At 56.3% G+C, this 25,508-nt stretch carries 25 protein-coding genes; 8 read left to right on the forward strand and 17 right to left on the reverse strand.

Going from position 1 to position 25,508, the window contains the following annotated elements; all coding sequences use genetic code 11:
- Genes ACRBB0_RS09590 through ACRBB0_RS09600 form a run of 3 tightly spaced genes read right to left on the reverse strand, consistent with a single transcriptional unit; the run spans position 1 to position 3,314 of the window.
- Complete coding sequence (locus ACRBB0_RS09590; RefSeq protein ID WP_431374211.1) at positions 1 to 1,236, reverse strand: acyl-CoA dehydrogenase family protein; 1,236 nt, start codon at positions 1,234 to 1,236, stop codon at positions 1 to 3.
- The gene (locus tag ACRBB0_RS09595; RefSeq protein ID WP_431374212.1) at positions 1,237 to 1,680 is read right to left on the reverse strand and encodes a MaoC family dehydratase; all 444 of its coding nucleotides are present in this window, start codon (positions 1,678 to 1,680) and stop codon (positions 1,237 to 1,239) included.
- A complete protein-coding gene (locus tag ACRBB0_RS09600) occupies positions 1,677 to 3,314 on the reverse strand; it encodes a long-chain-fatty-acid--CoA ligase (protein ID WP_431374213.1) in 1,638 nt (545 codons plus the stop codon). The genes ACRBB0_RS09595 and ACRBB0_RS09600 overlap by 4 nt, the downstream gene beginning before the upstream one ends.
- A 107-nt stretch (positions 3,315 to 3,421) precedes the next feature.
- On the opposite strand from ACRBB0_RS09600, the gene ACRBB0_RS09605 reads away from it, so the two are divergent.
- Complete coding sequence (locus tag ACRBB0_RS09605) at positions 3,422 to 4,435, forward strand: NADP-dependent oxidoreductase (RefSeq protein ID WP_431374214.1); 1,014 nt, start codon at positions 3,422 to 3,424, stop codon at positions 4,433 to 4,435.
- Here ACRBB0_RS09605 and ACRBB0_RS09610 read toward each other — a convergent pair.
- From ACRBB0_RS09610 to ACRBB0_RS09635, 6 genes are all read right to left on the reverse strand, one after another.
- Positions 4,430 to 5,968, reverse strand: coding sequence for an ATP-dependent DNA helicase (locus ACRBB0_RS09610; protein ID WP_431374215.1), 1,539 nt, complete (start codon positions 5,966 to 5,968; stop codon positions 4,430 to 4,432). The genes ACRBB0_RS09605 and ACRBB0_RS09610 overlap by 6 nt on opposite strands.
- A gap of 117 nt (positions 5,969 to 6,085) precedes the next feature.
- Positions 6,086 to 6,751, reverse strand: a complete 666-nt coding sequence (locus ACRBB0_RS09615; RefSeq protein ID WP_431374216.1) for an acyl-homoserine-lactone synthase — start codon at positions 6,749 to 6,751, stop codon at positions 6,086 to 6,088.
- A 116-nt stretch (positions 6,752 to 6,867) separates the two neighbouring features.
- Positions 6,868 to 7,548 carry a helix-turn-helix transcriptional regulator gene (locus ACRBB0_RS09620; protein WP_431374217.1) on the reverse strand — a complete coding sequence of 227 codons (681 nt, stop codon included), beginning with the start codon at positions 7,546 to 7,548 and terminating at the stop codon, positions 6,868 to 6,870.
- Positions 7,535 to 7,741, reverse strand: a complete 207-nt coding sequence (locus ACRBB0_RS09625; protein WP_431374218.1) for a hypothetical protein — start codon at positions 7,739 to 7,741, stop codon at positions 7,535 to 7,537. Before ACRBB0_RS09625 ends, ACRBB0_RS09620 begins: the two co-directional genes overlap by 14 nt.
- Before the next feature lie 210 nt (positions 7,742 to 7,951).
- A complete protein-coding gene (gene ccrA, locus ACRBB0_RS09630) occupies positions 7,952 to 9,238 on the reverse strand; it encodes a crotonyl-CoA carboxylase/reductase (RefSeq protein ID WP_431374219.1) in 1,287 nt (428 codons plus the stop codon).
- Between the two features lie 187 nt (positions 9,239 to 9,425).
- Positions 9,426 to 10,769: a 1-acyl-sn-glycerol-3-phosphate acyltransferase gene (locus ACRBB0_RS09635; protein WP_431374220.1), complete on the reverse strand. Its 1,344-nt coding sequence runs from the start codon at positions 10,767 to 10,769 to the stop codon at positions 9,426 to 9,428.
- A gap of 421 nt (positions 10,770 to 11,190) precedes the next feature.
- Between ACRBB0_RS09635 and ACRBB0_RS09640 the strand changes: the two genes are divergently transcribed.
- The 3 genes from ACRBB0_RS09640 to deoD all read left to right on the forward strand — a co-directional run bounded on the left by ACRBB0_RS09640 (position 11,191) and on the right by deoD (position 14,345).
- Entirely contained in the window at positions 11,191 to 13,155 is a 1,965-nt protein-coding gene (locus tag ACRBB0_RS09640; protein WP_431374221.1) for a methylmalonyl-CoA mutase family protein, read from the forward strand.
- Positions 13,156 to 13,324: 169 nt separating this feature from the next.
- Positions 13,325 to 13,633 (forward strand): H-NS family nucleoid-associated regulatory protein, encoded by a 309-nt coding sequence (locus ACRBB0_RS09645; protein ID WP_431374222.1) that lies wholly within the window; start codon positions 13,325 to 13,327, stop codon positions 13,631 to 13,633.
- 1 nt (position 13,634) lies between these two features.
- Complete coding sequence (deoD, locus tag ACRBB0_RS09650; protein WP_431374223.1) at positions 13,635 to 14,345, forward strand: purine-nucleoside phosphorylase; 711 nt, start codon at positions 13,635 to 13,637, stop codon at positions 14,343 to 14,345.
- Between the two features lie 45 nt (positions 14,346 to 14,390).
- Here deoD and ACRBB0_RS09655 read toward each other — a convergent pair whose 3' ends face one another.
- The 8 genes from ACRBB0_RS09655 to sdhC form a co-directional block, all read right to left on the reverse strand.
- Entirely contained in the window at positions 14,391 to 15,248 is an 858-nt protein-coding gene (locus ACRBB0_RS09655; protein ID WP_431374224.1) for an urea carboxylase-associated family protein, read from the reverse strand.
- 929 nt (positions 15,249 to 16,177) lie between these two features.
- A complete protein-coding gene (locus ACRBB0_RS09660; protein WP_431374225.1) occupies positions 16,178 to 16,960 on the reverse strand; it encodes a succinate dehydrogenase iron-sulfur subunit in 783 nt (260 codons plus the stop codon).
- A gap of 3 nt (positions 16,961 to 16,963) precedes the next feature.
- On the reverse strand, positions 16,964 to 17,740 hold the full coding sequence (locus ACRBB0_RS09665; RefSeq protein WP_431374226.1) for a suppressor of fused domain protein: 777 nt from the start codon (positions 17,738 to 17,740) through the stop codon (positions 16,964 to 16,966).
- On the reverse strand, positions 17,740 to 18,081 hold the full coding sequence (locus ACRBB0_RS09670; protein ID WP_431374227.1) for a hypothetical protein: 342 nt from the start codon (positions 18,079 to 18,081) through the stop codon (positions 17,740 to 17,742). The genes ACRBB0_RS09665 and ACRBB0_RS09670 overlap by 1 nt, the downstream gene beginning before the upstream one ends.
- A complete protein-coding gene (locus tag ACRBB0_RS09675) occupies positions 18,072 to 18,425 on the reverse strand; it encodes a hypothetical protein (RefSeq protein ID WP_431374228.1) in 354 nt (117 codons plus the stop codon). Before ACRBB0_RS09675 ends, ACRBB0_RS09670 begins: the two co-directional genes overlap by 10 nt.
- Positions 18,425 to 20,227, reverse strand: a complete 1,803-nt coding sequence (gene sdhA, locus ACRBB0_RS09680) for a succinate dehydrogenase flavoprotein subunit (RefSeq protein WP_431374229.1) — start codon at positions 20,225 to 20,227, stop codon at positions 18,425 to 18,427. The genes ACRBB0_RS09675 and sdhA overlap by 1 nt, the downstream gene beginning before the upstream one ends.
- Before the next feature lie 11 nt (positions 20,228 to 20,238).
- Positions 20,239 to 20,610, reverse strand: a complete 372-nt coding sequence (gene sdhD, locus ACRBB0_RS09685) for a succinate dehydrogenase, hydrophobic membrane anchor protein (protein WP_431374230.1) — start codon at positions 20,608 to 20,610, stop codon at positions 20,239 to 20,241.
- Positions 20,611 to 20,621: 11 nt separating this feature from the next.
- Positions 20,622 to 21,005 (reverse strand): succinate dehydrogenase, cytochrome b556 subunit, encoded by a 384-nt coding sequence (gene sdhC, locus ACRBB0_RS09690; RefSeq protein ID WP_431374231.1) that lies wholly within the window; start codon positions 21,003 to 21,005, stop codon positions 20,622 to 20,624.
- Between the two features lie 646 nt (positions 21,006 to 21,651).
- On the opposite strand from sdhC, the gene ACRBB0_RS09695 reads away from it, so the two are divergent.
- From ACRBB0_RS09695 to ACRBB0_RS09710, 4 genes are read left to right on the forward strand one after another with little or no spacing between them, the layout of a single operon-like run.
- On the forward strand, positions 21,652 to 22,572 hold the full coding sequence (locus ACRBB0_RS09695; protein ID WP_431374232.1) for an ABC transporter substrate-binding protein: 921 nt from the start codon (positions 21,652 to 21,654) through the stop codon (positions 22,570 to 22,572).
- Complete coding sequence (locus ACRBB0_RS09700) at positions 22,569 to 23,573, forward strand: FecCD family ABC transporter permease (RefSeq protein ID WP_431374233.1); 1,005 nt, start codon at positions 22,569 to 22,571, stop codon at positions 23,571 to 23,573. The genes ACRBB0_RS09695 and ACRBB0_RS09700 overlap by 4 nt, the downstream gene beginning before the upstream one ends.
- Positions 23,570 to 24,595 (forward strand): FecCD family ABC transporter permease, encoded by a 1,026-nt coding sequence (locus ACRBB0_RS09705; RefSeq protein ID WP_431374234.1) that lies wholly within the window; start codon positions 23,570 to 23,572, stop codon positions 24,593 to 24,595. The genes ACRBB0_RS09700 and ACRBB0_RS09705 overlap by 4 nt, the downstream gene beginning before the upstream one ends.
- Positions 24,592 to 25,371, forward strand: a complete 780-nt coding sequence (locus ACRBB0_RS09710; RefSeq protein WP_431374235.1) for an ABC transporter ATP-binding protein — start codon at positions 24,592 to 24,594, stop codon at positions 25,369 to 25,371. Before ACRBB0_RS09705 ends, ACRBB0_RS09710 begins: the two co-directional genes overlap by 4 nt.
- Positions 25,372 to 25,508: the final 137 nt, after the last annotated feature.

A 25,508-nucleotide genomic window follows, 5' to 3' on the forward strand; every position in this document is an offset into this window, starting at 1 on the left:
TTAACCCGCTTGATTGGAGTGCTTACGCAATTCGGCGCGGGCGACTTGGCGACGGTGAACCGCGTCGGGGCCATCAGCAAACCGCAAAGTACGAACATGCGTCCACATCGAAGCCAGCGTCATGTCTTGTGAAATGCCGGCGGCACCGTGCAACTGCATGGCCTCATCAATGACCTTGCCGGCCATCAGAGGCGCGATCACCTTAATCTTGGAGATCCACGGCTGAGCCGCACGCACCCCAGCAGTGTCCATCATCCACGCGGCCTTGAGGCACAACAACCGCGCCATTTCGATCTCCATCCGAGCATTGGCGATGATGTCGAAATTCGCGCCCAATGTGGCGATAGGCTTGCCAAAAGCCTCGCGATCAAGACCGCGTTTGCACATCATGTCCAATGCTTTTTCCGCCTGTCCAATCGCACGCATACAATGGTGGATGCGTCCGGGGCCAAGACGGCCTTGGGCCACTTCAAATCCACGGGCTTCGCCCAAAACCACATTGCGCGCCGGGATGCGCACATTGGTAAACCGCAGATGCATATGGCCATGCGGGGCATCATCCTGGCCAAAAACATGCATCGGGCGCAAAACCTCAATGCCCGGTGTATCTGTGTCCATCACAAACATGGTGTGGCGGCTGTGTTTTGCGGCATCAGGGTCGGTACAGGCCATCAGGATATAGACTTTGCAACGCGGATCCCCTGCCCCGCTGATCCACCATTTTTCACCGTTAAGAACATAGTCATCGCCATCGCGCTTGGCCTCAAACACCAGTTGCGCCGCATCGGACGAGGCCACGTCCGGCTCAGTCATGACATAGGCGGAGCGGATATCACCATTGAGCAAATCGGTGAGCCAGCGCTGTTTCATCCAGTCTTCGCCATAGCGTTCGAGCACCTCCATATTGCCGGTATCAGGCGCGTTGCAGTTGAACACTTCGGCGGCAATACCGACCTTGCCCATTTCTTCGGCAAGGTAGGCATATTCAACCGTCGTCAGCCCATAGCCCCGCGCGCTGTCGGTCAGCCAAAAATTCCACAACCCGCGCTCACGCGCCAAAGCTTTGAGACCATCCAAGATCTCAAGCTGGCGTTCCGTGTGCTGAAACCGGTCCCCGGACGGGTGTTTGCCAACCTCCGCATGAAACTCAGCATCCAACGGAGCGATGTCATCCTCGACCATACGGCGCACCGCTTCGATCAGCGGGCGCACCCGATCTGTTACTCCAAGATCCATTTATGTCTCCAATTCCAGTCGGGTGATCCATTGCGCCACCAAGGCCGGGCGGCTTTCATTTTCTATTTCGACGGTGACATCCCAATGAACGCCAAGCCACCCGTTACCATCATCAACCGACGCCACAGCAAAGCGGCCTCGCACCCGCGTTCCGACGCGAACTGGCGAAACAAACCGAATACGATCAAAGCCATAGTTGATGCTGGCCCCGACACCGGGAAAGTCCGGCATGATCTGATAGGACATCATCGACAGCATCGAAAGCGTCAGAAAACCATGGGCAATCGCGCCACCAAATGGCGTTTCAGCGGCAGCGCGGGCGTCATCAAGATGGATGAACTGCCAATCTTCGGTCGCATCGGCAAAGGCCTTCACTTTGGCCTCATCCATCGCAACCCAATCGGTGGTTTGCTCGGGCAAAGCCCGCAATTCATCGCGTATCATTTGGCACCATCAGGTAGAACATGATCCCCAAACGTCTTGCGCAGGGTCAGTTTTGACACTTTGCCCGTCGCAGTCAATGGAAGAGCATCGATCATCACCATGTCATCGGGCAATTGCCAGCGCGCCACATGTTCTAGCATCATGTCATGAATTTCGCCTAAATCTGGTGGGTCACCCGCATCGACAGGCACCACGACCAGCAAAGGCCGCTCGTCCCATTTCGGGTGGGCGACGGCGATCACGGCGCAATTGGCAACCTTGGGATGAGCCAAAGCCATGTTTTCCAGATCAATGGAACTGATCCATTCGCCCCCCGATTTGATCAGGTCCTTGGACCGATCCTGCAACGACAAAAAGCCCTTGGTATCAATGCTCGCCACATCGCCCGTGCCAAACCAGCCCTCGCTGTCAATCGCGGCATCACTCGCCTCTTGATTGTTGAAGTAGCCGGACACCACCGCGTTGCCGCGCACATACAATTCCCCCACCGCTTTGCCGTCTTGGGGAAGCTCCTTGCCCGCCTCGTCAACGATTTTTAGATCGACACCAAAGACCCGGCGGCCTTGCGTACATTTGTAGTCAATCTTGGTCTCATCGGGCAATTTGGCCATCGGGCGGGAAATCTGCGCTTGCGTGCCGATCGGACTCATCTCGGTCATGCCCCAAGCATGACAAACATCTATCCCTTTGCCTTCAAAGAAAGAAATCATATCACGCGCCGCAGCCGAGCCTCCGATGACCAACTGATCCAGCTGCCCAGGCACTGCACCACGCATCTCCATTTCGCCGCGAAGCCCCAACCAAACCGTAGGAACACCCCAACTCGCCGTCACCTCTTCGACCTCCATCAGATCAAACAAAGAGACTCCGTCAAGCTTTGGGCCCGGCATTACGAGGGAGGCCCCAACCAATGGTGCCGCATAGGGCAAACCCCAGGAGTTGACGTGAAACATCGGCACAACCGGCAGAATTCGCGCCCCTTCATGCAAGCTTCTGGGCACGGTGATTGCAACCATAAAGGCGTGCAGCACCGTTGATCTATGCGAATAAAGCGCGCCCTTCGGATGCCCGGTGGTTCCAGAGGTATAGCACAATCCCGAGGCTGCATTTTCATCCATCATCGGCCAATCGAATACCTCAGGCTGCCCGTCCAAAAGCTCCTCAAAACACAGCCAGTTCAAGGGGCTATTGGGCATATGGGCCCGGTCGGTCATCACCACCAACTGCAGAGATTTGGGCAAATGCTCAGCCAACGCTTCCAGGATCGGCACAAAGGTCAGATCGACAAACAACACCCGGTCATCGGCATGTTCGATAATGTACAACATCTGTTCGGCAGACAGGCGTGGGTTGATCGTGTGACACACCGCGCCCATTCCAGAAATCGCATAATACAGTTCGAAATGGCGATATCCGTTCCATGCCAATGTCGCGACCCGATCGCCATCACCGACGCCTATTGCCTTGAGACCATGGGCCAATTGAGCACTGCGCTTATACGCCTGCGCATAGGTTTCGCGGTGAATGTCGCCCTCGGTTCGAACCGAAACAATTTCACCTTCTGGATGAACCTCGCTCGCATATCGTAGAATTTCGATAATACGTAACGGAATCTGCATCATCATGCCTTGCATCCGACCCTCCCCTGCCCTCTGCTATGGTCTGAACAGAGTGGCAAACCCAAGCCGCCAAAGGCAACAGGTTTCGCATATGAAATACACTTCGTGACGTAGGGGGATTTATGACCGACATGCAACGCATCACCCTGGCCCGACGCCCCAAGGGCGATCCGGTTCCAGAAGATTTCAGCCTGAAAACCGGGCCAGTGCCCGAACCCGGCGACGGTGAAATCGTCATCGAAGTCAGTCATTTATCGCTGGATCCCTATATGCGCGGCCGGATGGACGACGTCAAAAGCTATGCGCCTTCTGTGGGCTTGGGCGAAACCATGACCGGGCAAGGCGTTGGTCGGGTCATCGCCTCCAAGGCAGAAGGTTTTGCTGTCGGAGATTTGGCAACCGGCATGACGGGCTGGGCCAGTCACGCCATCGTCAAAGCCACCGAAGCGCGTGTTTTACCGGCAGAAATTCCGTCTTCCTTGTTCCTTGGTGCCCTTGGCATGCCCGGTTTCACCGCCTGGACTGGATTGCGCAAATTCGGACGCCCCAAAGCCGGCGAGACATTGGTTGTTGCCGCAGCCACCGGCCCCGTGGGCGCAATGGTTGGTCAGCTGGCAAAAGCAGCAGGTCTGCGGACCATTGCAATTGCAGGCGGTCCGGAAAAGTGCCGGATCGCAACCGAAACATTCGGATTTGATGCCGCGCTAGATCACCGGGCCTATGAAGACGCCTCGGCACTGCGGACCGCATTGGCCGAAGTAGCGCCCGATGGTGTCGATATCTATTGGGAAAATGTTGGGGGCAAAGTGCTTGAGGCGGTCTTGCCTTTGATGAATGTCGGGGGTCGCATACCGGTCTGCGGCATGATCTCGTGGTATGGTGGCGTCGAAGACGCTGATGATCGCTTGCCGATGCTCTGGCGCTCTGTTTTGGTCAAACGGTTGCACGTTTCTGGCTTTATCATTTTCGATCACTGGGATGAATATCCCGAGTTTTTGGCCGAAGTCCCGACCAAAGTTTTGTCCGGTGAAATCAAACACCTGGAGGATGTGGCACAGGGTTTGCACGCCATGCCAACCGCCTTCATTGCCATGCTCAAAGGCGGCAATACCGGTAAGCAGATTGTTGCCTTATAACCCGTCGATTTCAGCCTGAGGCTCAAGCGCCAAGGGCGCTGGGGTCCCCCCCAAATCATCAATCACCAAGCCGGTCGACGGCTTGGCCAACCGATTGCGCACCACCCAAAACAACCGTTCAGACGCCCGCGTGATTGCCACGTAGGCCAGCCGTTTCCAAAGCGGTTGCCCTGCCTCCGACCGCCCCATCCGCGCGGCGGCATATAGGTCGGGTGCAAAGACCTGAACGTTTTCCCACTGGCTGCCTTGCGACTTGTGTATCGTCACTGCGGCCCCATGTAGAAACGTCGCCCCCATGCGCGCTGCAAAGGGTATAAACGGTTCTGCTTCCTCGGGTTTTTCGATTTTGACGATAGATGCGGCCGACACTTGTGGCTCAATCGCGCCCATGACATGCAACCGCGAAAACCCCGGCTTGCGACCCGGCCCAAGATAGACGACCTGCGCCCCCTTGATCAGCCCGCGCGCCTCAAGATCGAGGCGTTTTTTGCGGTGTTTCAGAGGCAATTCAATACCGTCGCAAATCAGCGGTTCACCGGGTAACAATTCGGTTTCAGGCGCGCCATGCACCGCCCGAAACGCATTGATCAGCCGAATCCGCGTCGCATTGCGCCAGACCAAAACCGGCGACCGCGCCATCAGATCGACTTCTACCCGCTGCGCATAGACCACACGGTCATCCTTGCGCGCGGTGTCTTCGATCATTTTCTCAAATTCGTCAAATCCAAGCTGCGGATCCGCCAAAGCATGGGCCAAATCGAGAATCGGATTGTCCGCCTCTTGGCGGTGAACCCTATGCAGTTCCAGCTTTTGACTGGCTTTGACCTTTTCAAAAACCATTTCGCCGGATTGGTTTACAGGCGGCAGCTGCGCCGGGTCACCAAACAGCACAAGATTCGGGAAAATTTCTTTGAGATCCTCGAATTGGCGGTCATCCAACATCGACGATTCGTCAACAAAACCGATATCCAATGGGTCATCGCGCCGTTTCCAACCGGTGATAAAGTCAGATCCGCGCAACCCCGCCGCTGCCAACGCCGCTGGAATCGATTTGTGTAACTCGTAGCTTGCCTTGGCGCGTTCCAGCCCCTCATCTGACAGCCCTTCAATGTCCGGCTGTTCGTCATTTCCCATCAACCATTCCGCAACCCGCTCAAATTCGGGGTCATAAACGGGCGTGTACAAGATTCGATGGATGGTCGTCGCAGGTACGCCGCGCGTCCGCAGGACAAAAGCGGCTTTGTTTGTTGGGGCCAGCACCGCCAAAGTTCGGCGTTCTCGGCTACGTTTGGATTCGAAATCTCCGGAAACGATACCGACGCCAGCGTTTTCAAGGGCTTTGACCAATTCGGCCAATAAAAGCGTTTTGCCGCTGCCCGCCTTGCCCATCAATGCCATCACACGGCCCGGACCTTCTTCAGCGGTTTGGCAAGTGCCGTCGTCTAAATCAACGCCGGCCTCGCGCAGCATCTCAGCAACACGATCATGGGCAAGGGCCTGATCTTCGGAAAAAATAATTGCGGGTGCGGTCATGCGCGCACCCTATAGGCGGGGGTGTCGGGGCGCCAGATCAAAGCGCTACAAACACCAAACGCGCGAGCATAGCTCACGCGCTGATCACATCCGAACTTGGCGGGTGTATTGTGGCTTTTATGCGGCGGCGGTCAGGTTGGCGAGAAACGGGTTCGCCTGCTCGTCAAGGCTTACTGGCGCACCAAAGGAAAGCTCAAACCAACGCTTGGACATATCGGGGGTAATACCGGCGCTTTTGGCAACCGAAGCCTGTGCTTCGGCCGAGAATTCCCACAAGCCTACGCTGATACGATCACGGCCTTCACCTTCGCTACCCAGCACTTCAGGAGAGGACCCAATGCGACGATAAATGCGAACCATACGGGCGTCAAATACGCCGACATAATGCTCAACACCGAATTCTTTCATAACTTCGCCGCCCGCCAGCATAAGCGCGGCTGCAACACCGGGCGTGGCACCACGCGACAGGCAAAAACGTGTGCATTCCCAGATAATTGGGCTAGATATGCGAACACCGTCTGTGAGATGAATGAAGTGGTCATTGACCATGGTTTTGCCGGTTGTAGGCAGCAGGCGCATCGAGCCACCATGGCTACCATCAGCGTTTTCCCAGATGACATAGAGAGGGTTTTCATCATCATATTCATCACGCTCAAAGCCACGCTCATCCACGGTCACGGCCCAACCTAGACGGGTTTTGAATTGATCAGCCCGGTCTTCAAACATGGTGCGAGCCAGCTTCGGGAAGTTGTTCAGGTCTTCAGCGTAAATGTAACGGATCATGAGTTTGCCCTCGTTGATGTGATGAGAACAGATTGCCGTTTGGGCCGTTAACGAGGTTAAAATAGTGCGAACGGTAGGGTTACCACAGCCTTAATTGCGCCTAGATGCTGCCGCATTTAGACCACAATTACACCGCGGCTGAGCGCCTTGGCCACTGCGTGAGTTGTGTTCAGCGCGCCCAGTTTAAACCGCGCACTTTCCACATAGACCCGCAATGTATGTTCCGAAATTGACAGCGTGTCAGCGGCCTGGGCTCTCGAATAGCCAACGGCCAACAATGTCATTGCTTCAACTTCTCGGGGCGAAAGCGCCTGTGCCTGCTCTGGCTTTCGCCCGGGTTCAAGCTCGAGCGCCTTTTGATTAAAGTAGTGAGCGATTAAGATCAGATCGCGCCGGTTTTCGTTGGTAAACTTTTCCCACTCTTCATCCGAACCGTTATGGCTTAGCGAAAACAGGGCAAACTGACCGTTGGGGCCCCGGATCGGAATTGAGTAGCCTTGATTGCCTACACCGTGTTTGATTGCGTCTTGGAGGAGTTGCCGGGCTGCTTTGCTGGACCAATCCAGTCTTTTCCAATCAACCGGGTGAAAGCGTTGGTAACACCCTTGTATGACTGGATCGACTCTCAGGTATCCTTTTTCGATGTAGCGGTTGACCCATTCCAAGTCATAGGTTCCGCATCCATATTGCTCACCGTTGCTACTAACCCAGTGATAAACCAGATGATCTATCCCAAGCTGGTCACGAAGTTCTTCGATCGCAACCTGTAGATCATCGAGCCCTTCAGCCGATTCCAAACGTTGTATCAACCTGTCCAGGCGCGGCACGTTTTCCAAGAAGCCCAATCCCGTTTTCTTCGGCAAGGGACGCAATTTCGGCCTGAGCTACAAAGCTCGCATCATCCAGCTGCGCGGCAAGTGACGGCATGCCGTTCTCACGTGCGAATGTTTTCAGGTCCGCCAGTACGTCCAAAATCCAATCTTGTCCCATCTCAAGTCTCTCTTATAGCAGGTTAATGATCCATTAAATCAACCATAGCATGACCTAATCACGGTTAATATTCACGGAATATCACTCCCCAGAAACTGCGAGGGGGCGTTTTGCCAAGTGATTGTTTTCTAAAATGCGATCTTTCAAACAAAAACGCCCGCGCCACCAAATGGTGATTCGCGGGCGTTTCGAAATCAACGGTGCAAAAGCTTACTTCTTAGCTTCCAATGCATCTTCGAATGTACGCAACCCTGTGGTGGGTGCTTGAACCAGCACGGCCATGTTACCAGGCTTGTGTTCGTTGCGCAGCATCTTCATGTGCGCTTCTGGAATGTCTTCCCACGGGAAGACCTCGGACATGCATGGATCAAGGCGGCGTTCGCACATTAGACGGTTGGCCGAGGCAGCTTGTTTCAGGTTTGCAAAGTGCGAGCCCTGAAGGCGCTTCTGGTGCATCCACATATAGCGGACGTCAAAGGTTGTGTTGAAACCGGAGGTGCCGGCGCAGATCACAACGATGCCGCCCTTTTTGACCACAAGGGTCGACACAGGGAAGGTGGCTTCGCCCGGATGCTCAAACACCATGTCAACGCTGACGCCTTTGCCAGTGATGTCCCAGATGGCTTTGCCGAACTTGCGGGCCTCTTTGAGCCATGCGTTATATTCGGGGCTGTTCACTGTGGGCAATTGGCCCCAGCAATCGAAATCCTTGCGGTTAATCACGCCCTTAGCGCCCTGCGCCAGAACAAAGTCACGCTTGCTTTCGTCCGAGATCACACCAATCGCATTGGCACCAGCGGTGTTGGCAAGCTGGATTGCATAAGAGCCCAAACCGCCCGATGCACCCCAAACCAGAACGTTCTGACCGGGCTTGAGTTCATGCGGGTGGTGGCCGAACAGCATGCGGTAGGCGGTGGCCAGCGTCAGGGTATAACAGGCGCTCTCTTCCCAAGTCAGATGCTTGGGGCGTGGCATCAGCTGTTGAGCCTGAACACGGGTGAACTGAGAGAAAGACCCGTCGCCGGTTTCATAGCCCCAAATACGCTGGGTCGGAGAGAACATTGGATCGCCGCCGTTACACTCTTCATCGTCGCCATCGTCTTGATTACAATGGATAACAACCTCGTCGCCAACCTTCCAGGTTTTGACCTTATCACCCACAGCCCAAACGATGCCCGAGGCATCCGAACCGGCGATGTGGAAGTCCTGCTTGTGAACGTCAAAGGGCGAAATCGGTTGGCCGAGTCCGGCCCAAACACCGTTGTAGTTTACGCCTGCCGCCATCACGAGAACGAGCACTTCGTGGCTGTCTACCTGCCACGTATCGACCACTTCTTTCTTGAACGATTCCAAAGGCTCACCATGACGATCACGGCGGATGGCCCATGCATACATTTGCTTGGGAACATAGCCCATTGGGGGCATTTCGCCGATCTCATAGAGGTCTTTTTCGGGGGCGTCATATTGCGCGATACCGGTGTCCTGATCCAGAGCCATGGGGGCCTCCTTGGGGTCGAAAGTTACGTTTTGGTCCCCCTCTGCAGTGCAGAATCGAGCGGGGCTTGCCCTTGAACTACAAGAGGTCACGCAACAATGCAATCACAGATACCCGCAATTTTGTAATTTTATGACCCAGCAGGTGCAGAAATTCTTTCGCAAGTGCAGAAATTCCCTTAATTTTCAGTTAAAACAGATGCCGTATCGAATTTGCATAAAATGTAACTATTTCCCGAGACGTTTCGTTAACCCGATAGGTTCCACCAGTTTGGGAGACCAAATCGCGCTCTGTCAGCGCGCGCAATCCAACCTCAACCGCATACCCGGTATCGTTGCGCGGCAGATGAATGTGGCAAGCGCTGAGTTGGCTTGCGGACTCAGCAAAACGCGCCTCAAGCTCCGGGCGCGTGCCCCCCTTTTCAAGCAGCAGATGCGCAACCAACGGCACCGGCAAAACCGGCACCACCTGCCCGACTTGGGTCATCAACTGATCCGCAAGACCTTGGGGATCAGCCGCCAGATCAGGATTGGCCCGCAAAGAAAGCGGCGTGCCAAAACTCACCGCGGCATAGCCAAACCGGTGATATTTACCGCGCAGCCGCAGCCAGATTTGTTTGAGCAATGCCCGAACCACATAGGACTTCCCGACCTTAAACCGCCGCCCTTCCCCCCGCGCGGCATCAATCAAAACCGTGTCTTCGAGCACACGATCATAGTTAAGACCGACTGGCACAAACACCACATCGCGCGCCGTTAAATCTTGGCCATCAACCATATAACTAAGCAAACCAAGCTTGGCCGGAGCCAGCGCACCATCGAGGCTTAGACCACCTTCGGGAAAGATGGCCTGGGTCACACCGCCCTTGGTTGCCATGGCGACGTATTGACGTAACACCTTGCGGTATAAGGCATCTCTTGACTTACGACGGATAAAATACGCCCCCATCGAGCGGATCAACCGCGACAAGGGCCACACCTGTGCCCATTCCCCAACCGCGTAGGACAGCGCCGATCGCTCGGCCGCCAAATGGGTGACAAGCACATAATCCATGTTGGACCGGTGGTTCATAACAAAGACGACGGTGGCCTCGGGATCAATGCCCGCCAGCTCTTGGGGATCATGGTGACCAAGGCGAACGCGAAACAGCGCATTGGACAAAAGGCGGGCCCCGCGCACCCCCCAACCAAAATAGGCAAAGGCCGAAAAGGAGGGCACAATTTCACCAGCATAACGCCGGGCGCGTTCAAAGGCCACGTCCTCGCGCACCCCGGTTTCACGGGCATGTTCGACAATCGCATGCGTGACCTCGGGGTCATATATAAGACGCTGGATCAGATCGTAACGCCGCATCAAGCGAAACGGTTCGATGGGCCGTTGCAGTCGCGTGTTGAGCCGGGCGACGGCGCGCTGCAAACGGCGGCGGAAGAACCAGCGCACGGACGGAAACAAAAAATGGGAGGCGAAGGTAATCGCTGCAAAGCCCAAAATCAGTAAAAATGCCCAAAGCGGCAGCGTGACCGAGGTATTCATGGTTAATCACCCTGACAGGCAGCGCAACGGCAATCAAGACGGGAAATCTGTACGATTCTCGGAGGAATTGCGCCGGATTGCCCCGACCGGAACCCGATTTTGGGGCTTGGGATCGGGTTTTACGACGATTTAGCCGGTTAATGGCCGCGGTCGCTTTTACCGCAACGACAAATATGTCCCAAACACCCCGATTTTAGGGGAGATTGCCTGGCCTGTTGCGCCTGTGCTGCAGGGCAGAGAGCGCTAACGTCAGGTTTATTTAGGCATTTGCGGCTTGTCGCCCCATGTCCGTGCGGGTTTTATGACGTTATTCTGCACATGCACCGCCGCAATGCAGCGAATTGACGCGACATATTATTTCGTCTATCCATTCGCAAAAGCAATATGATTGCGATCCAGAATCTTGCCGATGGAGGCCCCGATGACCGACATTCAAAAAGACCGCCCGTGGTTGATCAGAACCTATGCTGGCCATTCGACCGCGAAAGCATCCAATGCTTTGTACCGCAACAACCTCGCCAAGGGGCAGACCGGCCTGTCTGTGGCATTCGACCTGCCAACGCAGACCGGATATGACAGCGATCATATTCTGGCGCGCGGTGAAGTGGGCAAGGTTGGGGTTCCGGTATGCCATCTGGGGGATATGCGGACTTTGTTTGCCGATATTCCGCTGGAACAAATGAACACCTCGATGACAATCAACGCGACTGCGCCCTGGTTGTTATCGCTGTATATTGCGGCCGCTGAGGAACAGGGCGCGGATGTGTCCAAGCTGCAAGGCACGGTGCAAAACGACCTGATCAAAGAGTACCTGAGCCGAGGCACTTATATATGTCCGCCCAAGCCAAGCCTCAAGATGATCGGCGATGTGGCGGAGTATTGCTACAAACATGTGCCGAAATGGAACCCGATGAATGTGTGTTCCTATCACTTGCAAGAGGCGGGCGCGACGCCGGAGCAGGAATTGTCATTCGCCCTGGCGACGGCCATTGCGGTTCTGGACGAATTGAAACCGCGCGTTGCGGCAGAAGATTTCCCGGCGCTCTGTGGGCGGATTTCCTTTTTCGTGAATGCGGGTATTCGGTTTGTCACCGAGATGTGCAAAATGCGCGCCTTTGTCGATCTGTGGGATGAGATCCTATTGGAGCGATATGGCGTCGAAAACCCAAAGTTCCGGCGTTTTCGCTATGGGGTTCAGGTGAACTCGCTCGGATTGACCGAGCAACAACCCGAAAATAACGTTTATCGCATTTTGATCGAAATGCTGGCGGTGACTTTGTCGAAAAAGGCACGGGCACGGGCGGTGCAATTGCCCGCTTGGAACGAAGCGCTCGGATTGCCCCGCCCATGGGATCAGCAATGGTCGATGCGGATGCAGCAGATTTTGGCCTATGAAACCGACTTGCTGGAATACGAAGATCTGTTCGAAGGCAACCCCGCCGTTGATCGCAAAGTCGAAGCGTTGAAAGACGGCGCGCGAGCAGAATTGGCCAATATTGAATCAATGAATGGGGCCATTGGATCGATCGACTATATGAAAGGTCGTCTGGTTGAATCCAATGCCGACCGGTTGAACCGTATTGAACGGAATGAAACTGTCGTTGTTGGTGTTAACAAATGGACCGACGGCGAGACCTCGCCTTTGGTTGGCGAAGATGGCGGGATCATGGTTGTTGATCCAGCGGTTGAGCAAGAACAGATCGCCCGTTTGCACGAATGGAAAAGCGCCCGCGATGGTGCGGCCGTGACTGCGGCCCTGGCGGATTTGCGCGCGGCGGCTGAGGCCGGTGAGAACGTCATGCCTGCGTCGATTGCCTGTGCCAAGGCCGGTGTCACCACGGGGGAATGGGCGGCACAAATGCGCGGTGTTCATGGCGAATACCGCGGCCCAACGGGGGTTTCCAAATCGGTCAGCAACAAAACCGAGGGCCTTGAGGATATCCGCGACGCTGTTGACGCCGTGAGCGATAAACTCGGGCGGCGTTTGCGGTTCCTGGTTGGGAAACCCGGTCTGGACGGGCATTCCAATGGTGCCGAGCAAATCGCCTTTCGCGCCCGCGATTGCGGTATGGACATCGACTATGAAGGCATTCGGCTAACCCCGGAACAAATCATCGAAGCCGCTAAAGAAGGCGCGCATGTGATCGGTCTGTCCATCCTATCCGGGAGCCATATTCCTTTGGTGGAAGACGTGATGAAACGCATGCGTGATGAAGGGTTGAGCCATATTCCCGTAACTGTCGGCGGAATTATTCCCGATGAAGACGCAGAACGCCTACGGGCAATGGGCGTCGCGCGGATCTATACGCCCAAGGATTTCGAGCTCAATTCCATTATGCGTGATATTGTGACACTGGTTGACACAAAATCAGTTGCCGCTGAATAGCATCAGCTAAAAATACCGTTTTACGGTATTAAAATCAAAAATCACTCAATTAAAAATTGGGTGATTTTCCTTTTTGTGATCAACAAATCGCTATTGACACAAATCCAGACTTGAGGGTTCTTTAGTTTTTACAGAGGTAGCGTCTTAGAAAATAAAAAGGAGAGCCAAAATGCAAGTCGAACTTGAAAGCCTTTCACGCGAAGAACTGACCAAACTGATTTCAGATGCCACCAAAGCCCTGAAGAGCGTTGACGCACGCCGCAAAGCCGAAGCCAAACTGGCCGCTGAAAAAGTTGCCAAAGAGTTTGGGTACTCTCTGGACGAAATCTTGTCCGCTGGCGGCAAGACCACAAAAGGCGCACCTAAATACGCCAACCCAGCCGATCCATCGCAGACATGGACAGGCCGTGGCCGTAAACCAAAATGGGTTGTCGACGCGCTGGCCTCTGGGAAATCCGTCGAAGACATGGAAATCTGAAATGACGGTCCATATCGGAGCTGAAAAAGGCCAAATCGCAGAAACCGTTTTAATGCCCGGCGATCCCTATCGTGCCGAATGGGCAGCAAATACGTTTCTCGATGACGTTGTGTGTGTAAACAAAGTGCGTGGCATGCTGGGTTTCACCGGAACATGGCGCGGCAATCGTGTAACGATTCATGGCTCGGGCATGGGCATGCCGTCATTGTCAATCTACGCCAATGAACTGATCCGCGATTACGGGGCAAAAACCCTGATCCGGATCGGATCCTGCGGCGGGATGCAAGACAGCGTCAAGGTGCGCGACGTGATCATAGCGATGACCGCATCGACCCTGTCGACCCCGTCACGCGGTCTTTTCAAGGAGCTTAGTTTCGCGCCCTGCGCCGATTACAGCCTGCTTGAATCCGCGGTGACTGCGGCCAAATCTCGGGATGTGCCTTACCATGTTGGTGGGATCTATTCGTCCGATGTGTTCTACGACGAACGCCCTGATTTGACCGAACAAATGGAGCGGCACGGCACCCTTGGGGTCGAAATGGAAGCGGCAGAGCTTTACATTTTGGCGGCCCGGTATGGGGTTCGTGGGCTTGCGGTTTTGACGGTGTCTGACCACCTAAAAACCGGCGAGGCATTGCCATCTGAGGATCGGGAACGCTCCTTTGGGGACATGGTTGAAATCGCCTTGGAAGCCGCTTTTCCCGCCACGTAACGTTTGGCGCTAAGATATTGTGAGGTGGGGGGAGAGCCCCCCACCTTATCCTTGGCTTAACCGGCCATGGCTGCGGTCATAGCCATTGCGCGCAGGGCGAACCCAGCCTGACAAGCTCCCCTCTGGTGGTGTCAGAACCTCAACCTTGAGCGGATAACAGGCGGCTTCATCCGAACTATGTTCCGACGAACAATCACCGCCCGGACACGCACTTAGGGCGCCAATCAACGGAATTTCAGCAAAGAATGTCAGGCTGTCCCCCGGACGCACCGGGCTGGCTTTCATGAAATACTGACCTGTATCGCGGGTAAAGCCAGTGCACATAAAGACATTCAGAACATCGTGAACATGCGGCTCGGCCTCGGCCAGCGAGGTCCCAAGGTGATCGGCCAAGGCACGGGTCAGATTGGAATGGCAGCAATAATGGTACTGCGACCCAGCGAGCAAATTGCCGGTATAGGGATCGCAACGGGTGCCAATCACGTCGTGCACCGAGCCACCGAATTCATCAATCCCATACCAATCGAGCGTATCATCCACGATGGTGGCCATGGGGCGCAAATGCGGAAAGCTTGTCCAGAGCCGCTCCCCTGTTGTGACATGGGTGCCGTGCAGGGCGCGGGTCTTGCCGGAGTAAAACCGTTCTGACAGGTCTTGGGCATTCCAGAGATTGAGGTCACCGACTTGCGCACCATCAACAGAGGTGATCCGAAAAAAGCCACCGGCAGGGACGTCAAAACAACAGGCGTCGCGCGGAGGAGCCTGAGTGGTAGACGTGACTGACGCGGCATCCAAAGCTTTGCGGTATAACGGTAAATCCGGCTTGGGCAGGGCATCATTTGGATAGCAGATCACCGGAGCAACGGCGCGGCGCGCATCTGCATCCGAAGGGGCTTGGCTCATTGCGCTCTCCTGTTTTTTGCTAGGAGACGCCGATCAGACAGAATTGGCAAGCCGTTAACTGCGCAGGCAGGTTTTGGGGGTGGTGGCGCGCGGGCCGGTGGTTTTCGCCCCGCATTGCAAACAGGTCCAATCGCTATGAGTGGCGCTGCGCCGTTCGCGCCAGCGGCAATCGCGGGTGCTGCGGTTAGCAAAGAGGCCGTAGAGCAGCACAAAGAGGATGAGAAGCGGCAAGAGATACATAGGCGTTGATTTACGCAGGATTGGTCTTGAGGGCCAGAAACCGAAAGGCCGCACCAGATGGCGCGGCCCCGAGTTGCGTGAGTGGTTTTTGTGATAAAGGAATTAGGGCGGTTGGGTTAAGCCGCAAGGGGCGTGTCATCATATGCTGGTGAGTTGAACGCGACTATTGGCTGGGGCGTGTAATATTCCCAAGCCTGATTCAATGCTTCAAGCGCCTGTTGTGCCTTGACTGCCTGGCTCTGAATCTGGGTCTGATTTTGGGTCTGGTCTTGCTGTGTCATCGGAGTGCCTTTCGGTTAATGGCAACCCCTCCCTGCCGATGAACCTAGTTGGCCCGGCCCCCATATACAGCCACCAATCTTGCAAAACCGCATTGCGCTTTTTGCATATGAGGGTTCAGGCCTTGCACGGGTGGCACCACCACCAGCATCGTCACAGACCCGCAGAGCGTGGTGAGGCGCGTTGCAATCGGTGACGATCTCGGGCGTTTTGCCATAGAGCACCGCATCACGGCACCTTTGGGCCGGCGCATTTGGGGTCACTGTCTTGGGGTCACTGTCTTGGGAGCGTGATTGGGGTTTGGGGACAAACTGGCGCAGTTCCAAACAGGTGCAGGCCAGCAGATAGCTGGCACAAAAAAGCCCCGGACACCAAAGGCTCCGGGGCTTTTCGCGTTGTCAAAGAGCGCCTTATACGTGGCGTTCGATCATCATCTTTTTGATTTCCACGATGGCCTGAGCTGGGTTCAAACCCTTTGGACAGGTCTTGGCGCAGTTCATAATCGTGTGGCAGCGATACAGTTTGAACGGATCTTCGAGATCGTCCAGACGTTCGCCGGTGGCCTCATCGCGACTGTCGATGATCCAGCGATACGCGTGCAAGAGCGCGGCTGGCCCGAGGTATTTGTCGCCATTCCACCAGTAGCTTGGGCAGGATGTTGAGCAAGACGCACACATGACGCATTCATAAAGGCCGTCGAGCTTTTTGCGGTCGTCAATCGACTGCTTCCACTCTTTGGCGGGACGGTTGGTTTTGGTTTCCAACCACGGCATGATGCTGGCATGCTGGGCGTAGAAGTGGGTCAGATCAGGGATCAAATCCTTAACCACCGGCATATGCGGCAGTGGGTAGATTTTGACCACATCATTTTCGACCTCATCCAGCCCGTAAATACAGGCCAGCGTGTTGATGCCATCGACGTTCATCGCGCAAGATCCGCAAATCCCTTCGCGACAGGAGCGACGGAAGGTCAGTGTCGGATCAATCTCATTCTTGATCTTGATCAGCGCGTCCAAAATCATGGGGCCGCAGCTGTCCATATCGATGAAATAGGTATCAACCTGAGGGTTTTTGCCATCATCCGGGTTCCAGCGGTAAATCTGAAACTGGCGGACATTGGTTGCGCCGTCGGGCTTGGGCCAAGTTTTACCCGTGCGAATTGTCGAGTTCTTAGGGAGGGTTAGTTCGACCATGGGCTAGGGTCCTTTCAACAAGCGAAGGATCGGGTTCGTGCGCACGACGGAACGGCGTGACAGATCCAGGATTTCAGGTTGGCCCTGTGCGTAGAGGCGCTCGAACAGTTCGTCCGCCCCTTTTTCAAGCTTCAGGTCCATTTCCCCGGGATGCAAAAACACCACCCCGAGAAAGCTTATATAATCGCCGCTCGGCAGACGCAGGCGGTCCATATCCAAGGGCAAGAACGGCGCATAAGATAAGATCACGCCATTGAAGAGCGTCGTGTCATCATAGGGCTGCGCATCGGGCCCATTAGGAATTGTGTGCCCCGCGCCAACCCAGGTGTTTGCCACATGTGGATAGCGAGCCAACCATTTCATGACAGATATCGGCCAAAAAACGTTGTCAGGGTCGGAAGCGCTGGAATCAAGTTTCGCAACCTTTTCACCCCACGCACGCGGCAAGGCCATGATCAGCTCGGTCCGGCCAAATTCGTCTTGCGACAAGCCCTCGGGCAAGGACATAGGAACATCGCTCATCCCTGAGGTCACATAGAGGTAGTAATCTCTGTCGCCCGCAGGGGGGTACACCAAAACATCCAGATGAACTTTGTCGGATAGGATTTCGTGGAAAACGTTATGGTCTTCGACGCCGAGCGCTTTGTGCAGAAAGGTTTCGATCTCCTCGATATTTTCTGCATGCGTTTCAGGGGCTTCCCAGTCCACATCACGGGTCTCACCCATGATGATTTCGCTGCCGCCCGGCGTGATTTCCCCGTCTGTCCACTGATCCTGCATCACAAAGCGCCGTTTAGCAGTGCTGGCAGGCCGTCAGCCGCCAGGCATGTGAGGGTCTCGGGCTTGGAGACGATTTGGGTTACAATTTCCACGGTGGAGGCAGTGGCACCGGCAACAGCATCAACGGCCAGCGCGCGAATTTGCGGCGCGGTGGCATTGTTGATGACGCAGTCCACGGCAGGCTGCACAGGAACACCGGGGAACTTATCTTGGATCACAGGGGTGATGGCGCTGCGCGCAGCTTGGCGGGCAATGTCATCTTGCGCTTGCGGGCTACAAGCGGCCACAGAGGCGGCCATGAGACCGGTCAGGGCCAGTTTATGTAGCGCGTTTAGTGGCAAATCAGCGTTCCCCGATACAAGCCACGGAAACCGGGTGGGCAGGAGGTGCCAAAGGCCCCATCCGCCAGCGTGATCGGCCCCTGAAAGCCCCAAGTGCGCGCTGCGCAGGAATTGATGTCGCGCGCTTGCCATTCATTGACAACACCACCAGGGATGACCCGAACAATCGGATGATCCTTGTTGAAGGTGGTTTCCATATGGGTTTCGGCCCCGGCAGGTGGCACGCCAAAGAGGCGATCTTGACAGGCCATCAAGACTTTGCGCTGTTCGTCCTCAACCGACCCGGCAAATGCCGGAGCCGCGCTGGCCAGAACGAGTGCCGCTATGGTTAAGCTGCGACGCATCAGAACGTCCTCGCTTTTGGGGCGATTTTGGCGACGGAGATGCCGCCCTCGTCCTCAGTTGTGAGGGGATCTTTGACGACAGGACGGTGCGAGAGTTCGACCGAAGTGCCATCAATGCGGCTAATGGTGTGAACGCGCCAGTTTTCATCATCACGCTCGGCGAAGTCTTCGTGAGCGTGGGCACCACGGCTTTCCTTACGGGCCTCGGCCCCGACGATGGTCGCCAGAGCGTTGGGCATCAGGTTGGTGAGTTCCAGCGTTTCCATCAAATCCGAGTTCCAGACCAGCGAGCGATCAGTGACCTTAAGGTCATCCATTTTGCCGGCGATTTCGGTCATGGCGGTGACGCCTTCGGCCATGGTTTTGGCGGTGCGGAAGACGGCGGCATCACGCTGCATGGTCTTTTGCATGTCCAAACGCAGATCGGCGGTTGGGATCGCTCCAGTGGCGTTGCGCAGCCCGTCAAAGCGATCAAACGCCTTGTCGATTTCGGATTTGGGCGCGGTCGGCACGGCGCTGTCGCGGTCGATCACCTTGCCAGCGCGGATCGCGGAGGCGCGGCCAAAGACCACAAGGTCGATCAGCGAGTTGGACCCGAGGCGGTTGGCCCCGTGCACCGAGGCACAGCCCGCTTCGCCCACAGCCATCAGGCCGGGAACAATCGCGTTGGCGTCATCGGCGGTTGGGTTGAGCACTTCGCCCCAATAGTTGGTTGGAATGCCGCCCATATTATAGTGAACCGTCGGGATAACCGGGATCGGCTCTTTGGTGACATCAACGCCCGCAAAGATTTTCGCCGATTCCGAAATGCCGGGGAGGCGTTCGGCCAGCGCTTCGGCAGGCAGGTGGCTGAGGTTGAGGTGGATGTGATCCCCCTCGGTGCCAACACCACGACCTTCGCGGATTTCCATCGTCATCGAGCGAGACACGTAGTCACGCGGCGCGAGGTCTTTGTAGGTTGGAGCGTAGCGTTCCATGAAACGTTCGCCTTCGGAGTTGGTCAGATACCCCCCCTCGCCGCGCGCGCCTTCGGTGATCAGGCAGCCCGAGCCGTAGATGCCGGTTGGGTGAAACTGAACGAACTCCATGTCCTGCATCGGCAGGCCCGCGCGCGCCACCATGCCGCCACCGTCGCCGGTGCAGGTGTGGGCCGAGGTTGCCGAGAAATAGGCGCGGCCATAACCGCCGGTCGCGAGGACTACGGTTTTGGCGTTGAAGACATGGAAAGTACCGTCGTCGAGTTTCCAGCACAGAACGCCTTTGCAAACGCCGTCTTCCATCAGGAGATCAAGCGCGAAGTATTCAATGTAGAATTCGGCGTTGTTCTTGAGCGACTGGCCATAGAGCGTGTGCAGAATGGCGTGGCCGGTCCGGTCGGCGGCGGCGCAGGTTCGTTGAACCGGAGGGCCTTCGCCAAATTCGGTGGTGTGGCCGCCGAATGGACGCTGGTAAATCTTGCCCTCTTCGGTACGTGAGAAAGGAACGCCGTAGTGCTCCAGCTCATAAACCGCTTTGGGGGCTTCGCGCGCTAGATATTCCATCGCGTCGGTGTCGCCGAGCCAATCGGAGCCTTTGACGGTGTCATACATATGCCACTGCCAGTTGTCGGGGCCCATGTTGGACAGGGACGCCGCGATGCCGCCCTGTGCCGCAACGGTATGCGACCGTGTTGGGAAAACCTTGGTCACACAGGCGGTGCGCAACCCTTGTTCGGCCATGCCGAGCGTGGCGCGCAAACCCGCGCCGCCAGCACCAACCACCACGACGTCATAGTCATGGGTTTCATATTGATATTCTGTCATAACTCAGTTCCTCACAGCGCGATCTTGGCGAGCGAAAACAGGCCAGCGCCCATCAGCGTGTAGCTGAGGCAGATTGTGAAAATGATGGCCGCTTTGCGGGCGGAGCCGCGCAGGTAATCTTCGATCATCATCTGCGCGCCCTTGCGAAAGTGCTGCAGACCGACAACCAGAACCAGAGCGGTCAGGATGGCAGGGAACGGACGCGAGAAGGTGGCAAGCACCTCTTCATGTGTGCTGCCCAGCGCAGAGCCGAAGTAGAAAACGAAGGTCGGTATCAGCAGAGCAAGGCCAACAGCCGAAACCTGCATATACCAATGATGTTCGGTGCCGGTGTGCGAGGCACCTTTGCCAACAGCGCGTTTGCGATCAGTTAGAAAACCCATGATAGCCCCCTTTAGACCACAACGATGGTGAACAGAGCCAGCAGAACCGAGACGATCACGATGATCCAGCCCAGGTTTTCGGCGGTCTTGATATCAAGACCTTTGCCAGCGTCGAAATAGAGATGCCGCAGACCGGCAAGATAGTGGTACCAGATAGCCCAAGCCGACAGCGTAAAGATCAGATCACCAAACCAAGAGGTGACGATGCCATTTACGGTGGCGTAGTATTCTGGAGATGTCGCGGCAGCGAGCAACCACCAAACCCCAAGGATCACAGCAACGATCAAAGCGTTGCCCGTAACACGGGTGAGGATGGATGTGATCGACGTCAGCTGCGGACGGTAGATCGTGAGGTGTGGCGAAAGCGGGCGGTTGCCCCGGTTCACGTCGGCCATGATGATGTCCTTTTCGTTCCCTTGGGTCTTTTCTACTGGTTTTTGAGCGTCTGTCACGCGCGTGACGGCGCAAAAGGCGCGGTTTTTTGGCGCAATTGGCGGGTTTTTGTTAATTTGTGATCACTGGATTAGGTCGTGTGATCACATATTGAGCGCTAACGGTGCTGCGATGCGGCGTTGATATTTCCGACTGATTTTATTGGGTATTTGCAAAGGATTCGGCCTGTGAGTGATGCAACCTTTGCGAAAGCTCTGGCTGTCATTTGGAACAGCACCTTAAGATCACACCACAACAATCGGGGCGTCGCCGCCGGGGTCGTGTGTCATCGTGCACTTGGGTTTCGGCGTCTGTAACAGCATCTTTGACAGGGCGCTGGCACCCGGTTGGAAGGTCGTAACCTCGCCTGGTGCCGATCACCCGCATTCTGATTTGGCTGGGTTTTCCAAAACGCTGTCGGCGCAAGACCCACAATGGCACCACTGCGACAGTGTCGCGACCGCTCATCGGGCCTTAGAGCAGCGGTTCATGACAGGAGGAGTTTCGACCGCACTCAATCTTGACAAATTAAATCAACTACTGCATTGCCGATACGCCAGCCAGTGCGCCGACCCGTGTGCGAGCCATTCAGACAATCAGGAGAGTCCGATGACCCGCAGATTAACTGCGGTACTGGCGTTTGCATTGACGTTGGTTGCCGCCCCCACCCTTGCCCGTGATGTTTCCCACGAATTGGGAACCACCACTGTACCGGATTTGCCAAAGCGAATTGTTGTGCTGGAATTCAGCTTTATCGACGCGCTGGCCTCGGTCGGGGTGGCCCCGGTGGGGATCGCTGACGACAACAAACGCGAGCGTGTTGTCCCCGCCTATACCGACATCATTGGCACTGACTGGGTGTCGGTTGGCACTCGCAAGACGCCGAGCCTTGAGGTGATTGCATCCTTGCAGCCAGATTTGATCATTGCGGACAAAAAGCGCCATTCGACCGCCTATGACACGCTGTCCGAGATCGCACCAACCGTCGTTTTCGACAGTCTGGGCGGTGATTACCATGGCTCGGTCGCGCAAATGAGCGCGATTGGGACAGCGATTGGCAAAGGCGCGGAAATGGACGCCCGTGTGGCGGCGCATCAGGAGAAGATGGCGGCCTATACGGATTTGATAAAACCCAAGGCCCAAGGCCTGTCGGCGCAATTTGGCGTGGCAAATGCCAAGGGGCTTTGGCTTCATTCACCGGCCTCTTACAACGGATCGTTGTTGGCGATGTTTGGCTTTTCGTCGAGAATGACACCGGATGGCGACGATGGCACATTTGCCAAAACCTATGTGCCCACGACGCTTGAACAGCTGTCGCAGGTCGACCCCGACATTCTTATTTTCGGCGAATACAGCGACCCGTCTTTTGTGGACGGCTGGGCCGGGGATGCGCTTTATACCGGCCTCAAGGCGGTGAATGAGGACAAGGTCTTTTATGTGACCGCGCATAACTGGTCGCGTTTGCGGGGCATGTTGGCGGCTGAATTGACGGCGTCGGACCTTGTTTCGATCCTGAGCGCATCTGAATGATCAGCCCGTCACGGGAACAGGGGCGCGCCGCTGTTCCGACCGGCCTGTCCGCAGTGGTGCTTGTTATAGCGCTTGTTGTGGGCGGGCTTTTGTCGATGTCGACAGGCGGCAGATCGGACGTAGGATTTACGGATCTGTTTGCGCATGATGACTTGGCCAGCATGGTGCTGATCGAGATCCGAGCCCCGCGCAGTATCGCGGCCGCCCTGCTGGGGGTAAACCTTGGGCTTGCGGGGTTGGTGCTTCAGGCCATCACGCGCAACCCTTTGGCATCACCTGCGATTTTGGGCATCAACCAAGGCGCAGCACTTGGGCTGGCGCTGGCTTTTGTGCTGCCGGGGCTGAGTGCGTTTCCCGACGTGATGGCGGTTGTTGGTGCCTTTCTGGCGGGCACTGCAAGTTTCGCCATTGCGGGTGGGTTTCAGGCGCGGATGGAACCGATGCGCCTGATGCTTGGCGGCATTGCCGTCGGTGCGTTTGCCTATGCGATGGTGCGTTTCACCTTTACGCTTGAGGATGACATCGCCCGCACGGTTGTGCGTTGGGTTGTAGGTGATATCACCGATATTCGCTGGCCCGCGGCGCTGCGGCTGGCGGCAATTGCGGTGCCCGGAGTGATTGCTGCGATGGCCTTGGCGCATCGGTTGAACCTGATGGCTCTGGGCGAAGATCAGGCTCAGGGCCTTGGCGGCGATCCGCGCGTGACCTTGTTTCTAGGTGCGGTTTTGGCAGCGGGTTTGACCGGAATTTGCGTCACTGTGGCGGGGCCGATTGGCTTTGCCGGATTGATCGTACCCAATCTAGCACGTGCCTTGTTCACCGGGGACCACCGGGTTTTGGTGCCGATGACGGCGCTGATTGGCGCGGCGCTGATGTTGGTCGCTGACGGTTTGTCCAAAATCCTCACCGCCCCGATCGAGGCCCCCATTGGCGTCATCGTCGCTCTGATCGGGGCACCGTGGTTTTTGTGGCTAACGCTGCGCACAAGAGATTTGCCATGAGACATACCCAACGCGTGACCACTGTTTTGATCCTGTTGCTGGTGGCCGTGAGCCTGGGGTTTGTTTGGAGCCTGGCCGCCGGGGCCGTTACCATTCCGGCGCAGGTGATTTTGAACACCTTGTTTGATCTCGACGGTTCCCAGCAAGGGTTTATCATCAACCGATCCCGCCTGCCGCGCAGCCTTTTGGCCATTGCGACCGGTGGGGCGTTGGCCCTGTCTGGAACAATCATCCAAGCCCTGCTGCGCAACCCACTGGCCAGCCCCAAGATCATCGGGATCAATTCGGGGGCTGCTTTTGCGGTCTTATTGATGTCGCTCCCCGGCACCGAGCTGGGGGCCCTGTTTGGTATCCAGCTTGAGCGCAACTGGCTGCCGCTGGTGGCGGCAACTGGCGGGTTGATAGCGGCCTTTGCGGTCTATGCCCTTGCCGAGCTGCGCTCGGTTTCTCCGACGCGCCTGATCCTGATTGGCATCGCCGTTGGCTTTACCGCCGATGCCGGGGTGGATTTCATACTTATCACCGCCGATACCTATGATGTTTCGGCCCCCATGGTCTGGCTGACCGGGTCCCTGTGGGCGCGTGGCTGGCAGCATCTGTCGGATGTCTGGTTGGGCATTGGTGGGCTGGCTTTGCTGTGCCTGTTGATGTCGCATCGGCTTGATCTCATTCGGCTTGGGACGGCGCAGGCCACAAGCCTTGGGATGAATGTGCGCGCCGAACGCGCCGTGCTGATGGCACTGGCGGCGATGCTGGCGGCACTGTCGGTCAGTCAGGTTGGGGTGATCGGGTTTATCGGCCTGATGAGCCCGCATATCGCCCGCCGTCTTGTCGGGGCACATCACCGATCGGTGTTGCCTGTGGCCATGCTGACCGGGGCCTTGTTGGTGTTGATCGCCGATGCGGCGGGTCGGGCCATATTACCGCCCATCGAAGTGTCCGCCGGCGTTTTGACCGCAGCTATTGGCGCGCCGTTCTTCATTTACTTGCTACTCACAACTTCACAGGAGACCGGTGAATGAGCATTTCCATGACCGATATTCGATCAGGCTATGACCGGTTTCGCCTGAACGGGATCACTGCCGAAATTCAGCAAGGGAGTTTGACGGCTTTGATCGGCCCGAATGGCTGCGGCAAATCAACCTTGTTAAAGACCATCGCCCGCCATCTGAACCCCGGTGGCGGGCGGGTCATGATCGCCGGGCGCGATATCGCCAGAATGCGCCCGCGCGACATCGCCAAGGTCATCGCCGTCATGCCACAACAGCCGATTGTGCCGGGCCAAATCACGGTTGATCGGCTGGTCGGGTATGGGCGCGCGCCCCATCAAAACTTTCTTGGTTTTGTCACGGCCAAGGATCGGCTGATGATTGACGCCGCGCTGGAGACCGTGGGCCTGAGAGAGCTACGCCATGACCCTGTGGCGAACCTATCCGGGGGGCAACGCCAGCGGGCGTTTATTGCCATGTGCATCGCCCAGGACACCCCGTATGTGCTGTTTGATGAGCCCACAAGCTTTCTCGACATTCGGTATCAATACGACGTGCTTGAGTTGTTGAAGCAGTTGCAGCAAAGCGGAAAAACCGTCGTGGCCGTGTTACATGACATCGCACAGGCGGCGCGCTATGCCACGGATTTGCTTGTCTTGAAGGACAGCAATTTGGCCCATATCGGCAACCCGGCTGAGGTGGTCACTGCGGATATGGTGTCACAGGTGTATGATCTGAAAGCGCATGTTTATCCCGACCCGGTAACCGGAACAAATGTCATCAGCCCCAAGACACGCATGGCGAATTAACCGGGCCGATCACTCGGGGCCCAAACAGATTCCGGGGGCACAAGCAGAGTGTCCCAACGCAAAATGGTCACCCCATCGGTCACCCCAGCATCGTGCGGACAGGGTGACCATCGCCCATTGGTTTTGCATTAGTTTTG

This window comes from Pelagimonas sp. (genome assembly GCF_050633425.1).
Classification (GTDB): domain Bacteria; phylum Pseudomonadota; class Alphaproteobacteria; order Rhodobacterales; family Rhodobacteraceae; genus Pelagimonas.

Excerpts from the sequence above, each read along its gene's own strand:
- ACRBB0_RS09675 (WP_431374228.1), bottom strand. The coding sequence starts at position 18,425 with ATGCGTCGCAGCTTAACCATAGCGGCACTCGTTCTGGCCAGCGCGGCT.
- ACRBB0_RS09645 (WP_431374222.1), top strand. The coding sequence starts at position 13,325 with ATGCAAGTCGAACTTGAAAGCCTTTCACGCGAAGAACTGACCAAACTG.
- ACRBB0_RS09640 (WP_431374221.1), top strand. The coding sequence starts at position 11,191 with ATGACCGACATTCAAAAAGACCGCCCGTGGTTGATCAGAACCTATGCT.
- ACRBB0_RS09610 (WP_431374215.1), bottom strand. The coding sequence starts at position 5,968 with ATGACCGCACCCGCAATTATTTTTTCCGAAGATCAGGCCCTTGCCCAT.
- ccrA (WP_431374219.1), bottom strand. The coding sequence starts at position 9,238 with ATGGCTCTGGATCAGGACACCGGTATCGCGCAATATGACGCCCCCGAA.
- ACRBB0_RS09600 (WP_431374213.1), bottom strand. The coding sequence starts at position 3,314 with ATGCAAGGCATGATGATGCAGATTCCGTTACGTATTATCGAAATTCTA.
- ACRBB0_RS09665 (WP_431374226.1), bottom strand. The coding sequence starts at position 17,740 with ATGCAGGATCAGTGGACAGACGGGGAAATCACGCCGGGCGGCAGCGAA.
- ACRBB0_RS09710 (WP_431374235.1), top strand. The coding sequence starts at position 24,592 with ATGAGCATTTCCATGACCGATATTCGATCAGGCTATGACCGGTTTCGC.
- ACRBB0_RS09625 (WP_431374218.1), bottom strand. The coding sequence starts at position 7,741 with ATGGGACAAGATTGGATTTTGGACGTACTGGCGGACCTGAAAACATTC.
- ACRBB0_RS09695 (WP_431374232.1), top strand. The coding sequence starts at position 21,652 with ATGACCCGCAGATTAACTGCGGTACTGGCGTTTGCATTGACGTTGGTT.
- sdhC (WP_431374231.1), bottom strand. The coding sequence starts at position 21,005 with ATGGCCGACGTGAACCGGGGCAACCGCCCGCTTTCGCCACACCTCACG.
- sdhD (WP_431374230.1), bottom strand. The coding sequence starts at position 20,610 with ATGGGTTTTCTAACTGATCGCAAACGCGCTGTTGGCAAAGGTGCCTCG.
- deoD (WP_431374223.1), top strand. The coding sequence starts at position 13,635 with ATGACGGTCCATATCGGAGCTGAAAAAGGCCAAATCGCAGAAACCGTT.
- ACRBB0_RS09590 (WP_431374211.1), bottom strand. The coding sequence starts at position 1,236 with ATGGATCTTGGAGTAACAGATCGGGTGCGCCCGCTGATCGAAGCGGTG.
- ACRBB0_RS09705 (WP_431374234.1), top strand. The coding sequence starts at position 23,570 with ATGAGACATACCCAACGCGTGACCACTGTTTTGATCCTGTTGCTGGTG.
- ACRBB0_RS09700 (WP_431374233.1), top strand. The coding sequence starts at position 22,569 with ATGATCAGCCCGTCACGGGAACAGGGGCGCGCCGCTGTTCCGACCGGC.
- sdhA (WP_431374229.1), bottom strand. The coding sequence starts at position 20,227 with ATGACAGAATATCAATATGAAACCCATGACTATGACGTCGTGGTGGTT.
- ACRBB0_RS09605 (WP_431374214.1), top strand. The coding sequence starts at position 3,422 with ATGACCGACATGCAACGCATCACCCTGGCCCGACGCCCCAAGGGCGAT.
- ACRBB0_RS09655 (WP_431374224.1), bottom strand. The coding sequence starts at position 15,248 with ATGAGCCAAGCCCCTTCGGATGCAGATGCGCGCCGCGCCGTTGCTCCG.
- ACRBB0_RS09595 (WP_431374212.1), bottom strand. The coding sequence starts at position 1,680 with ATGATACGCGATGAATTGCGGGCTTTGCCCGAGCAAACCACCGATTGG.
- ACRBB0_RS09615 (WP_431374216.1), bottom strand. The coding sequence starts at position 6,751 with ATGATCCGTTACATTTACGCTGAAGACCTGAACAACTTCCCGAAGCTG.
- ACRBB0_RS09635 (WP_431374220.1), bottom strand. The coding sequence starts at position 10,769 with ATGAATACCTCGGTCACGCTGCCGCTTTGGGCATTTTTACTGATTTTG.
- ACRBB0_RS09660 (WP_431374225.1), bottom strand. The coding sequence starts at position 16,960 with ATGGTCGAACTAACCCTCCCTAAGAACTCGACAATTCGCACGGGTAAA.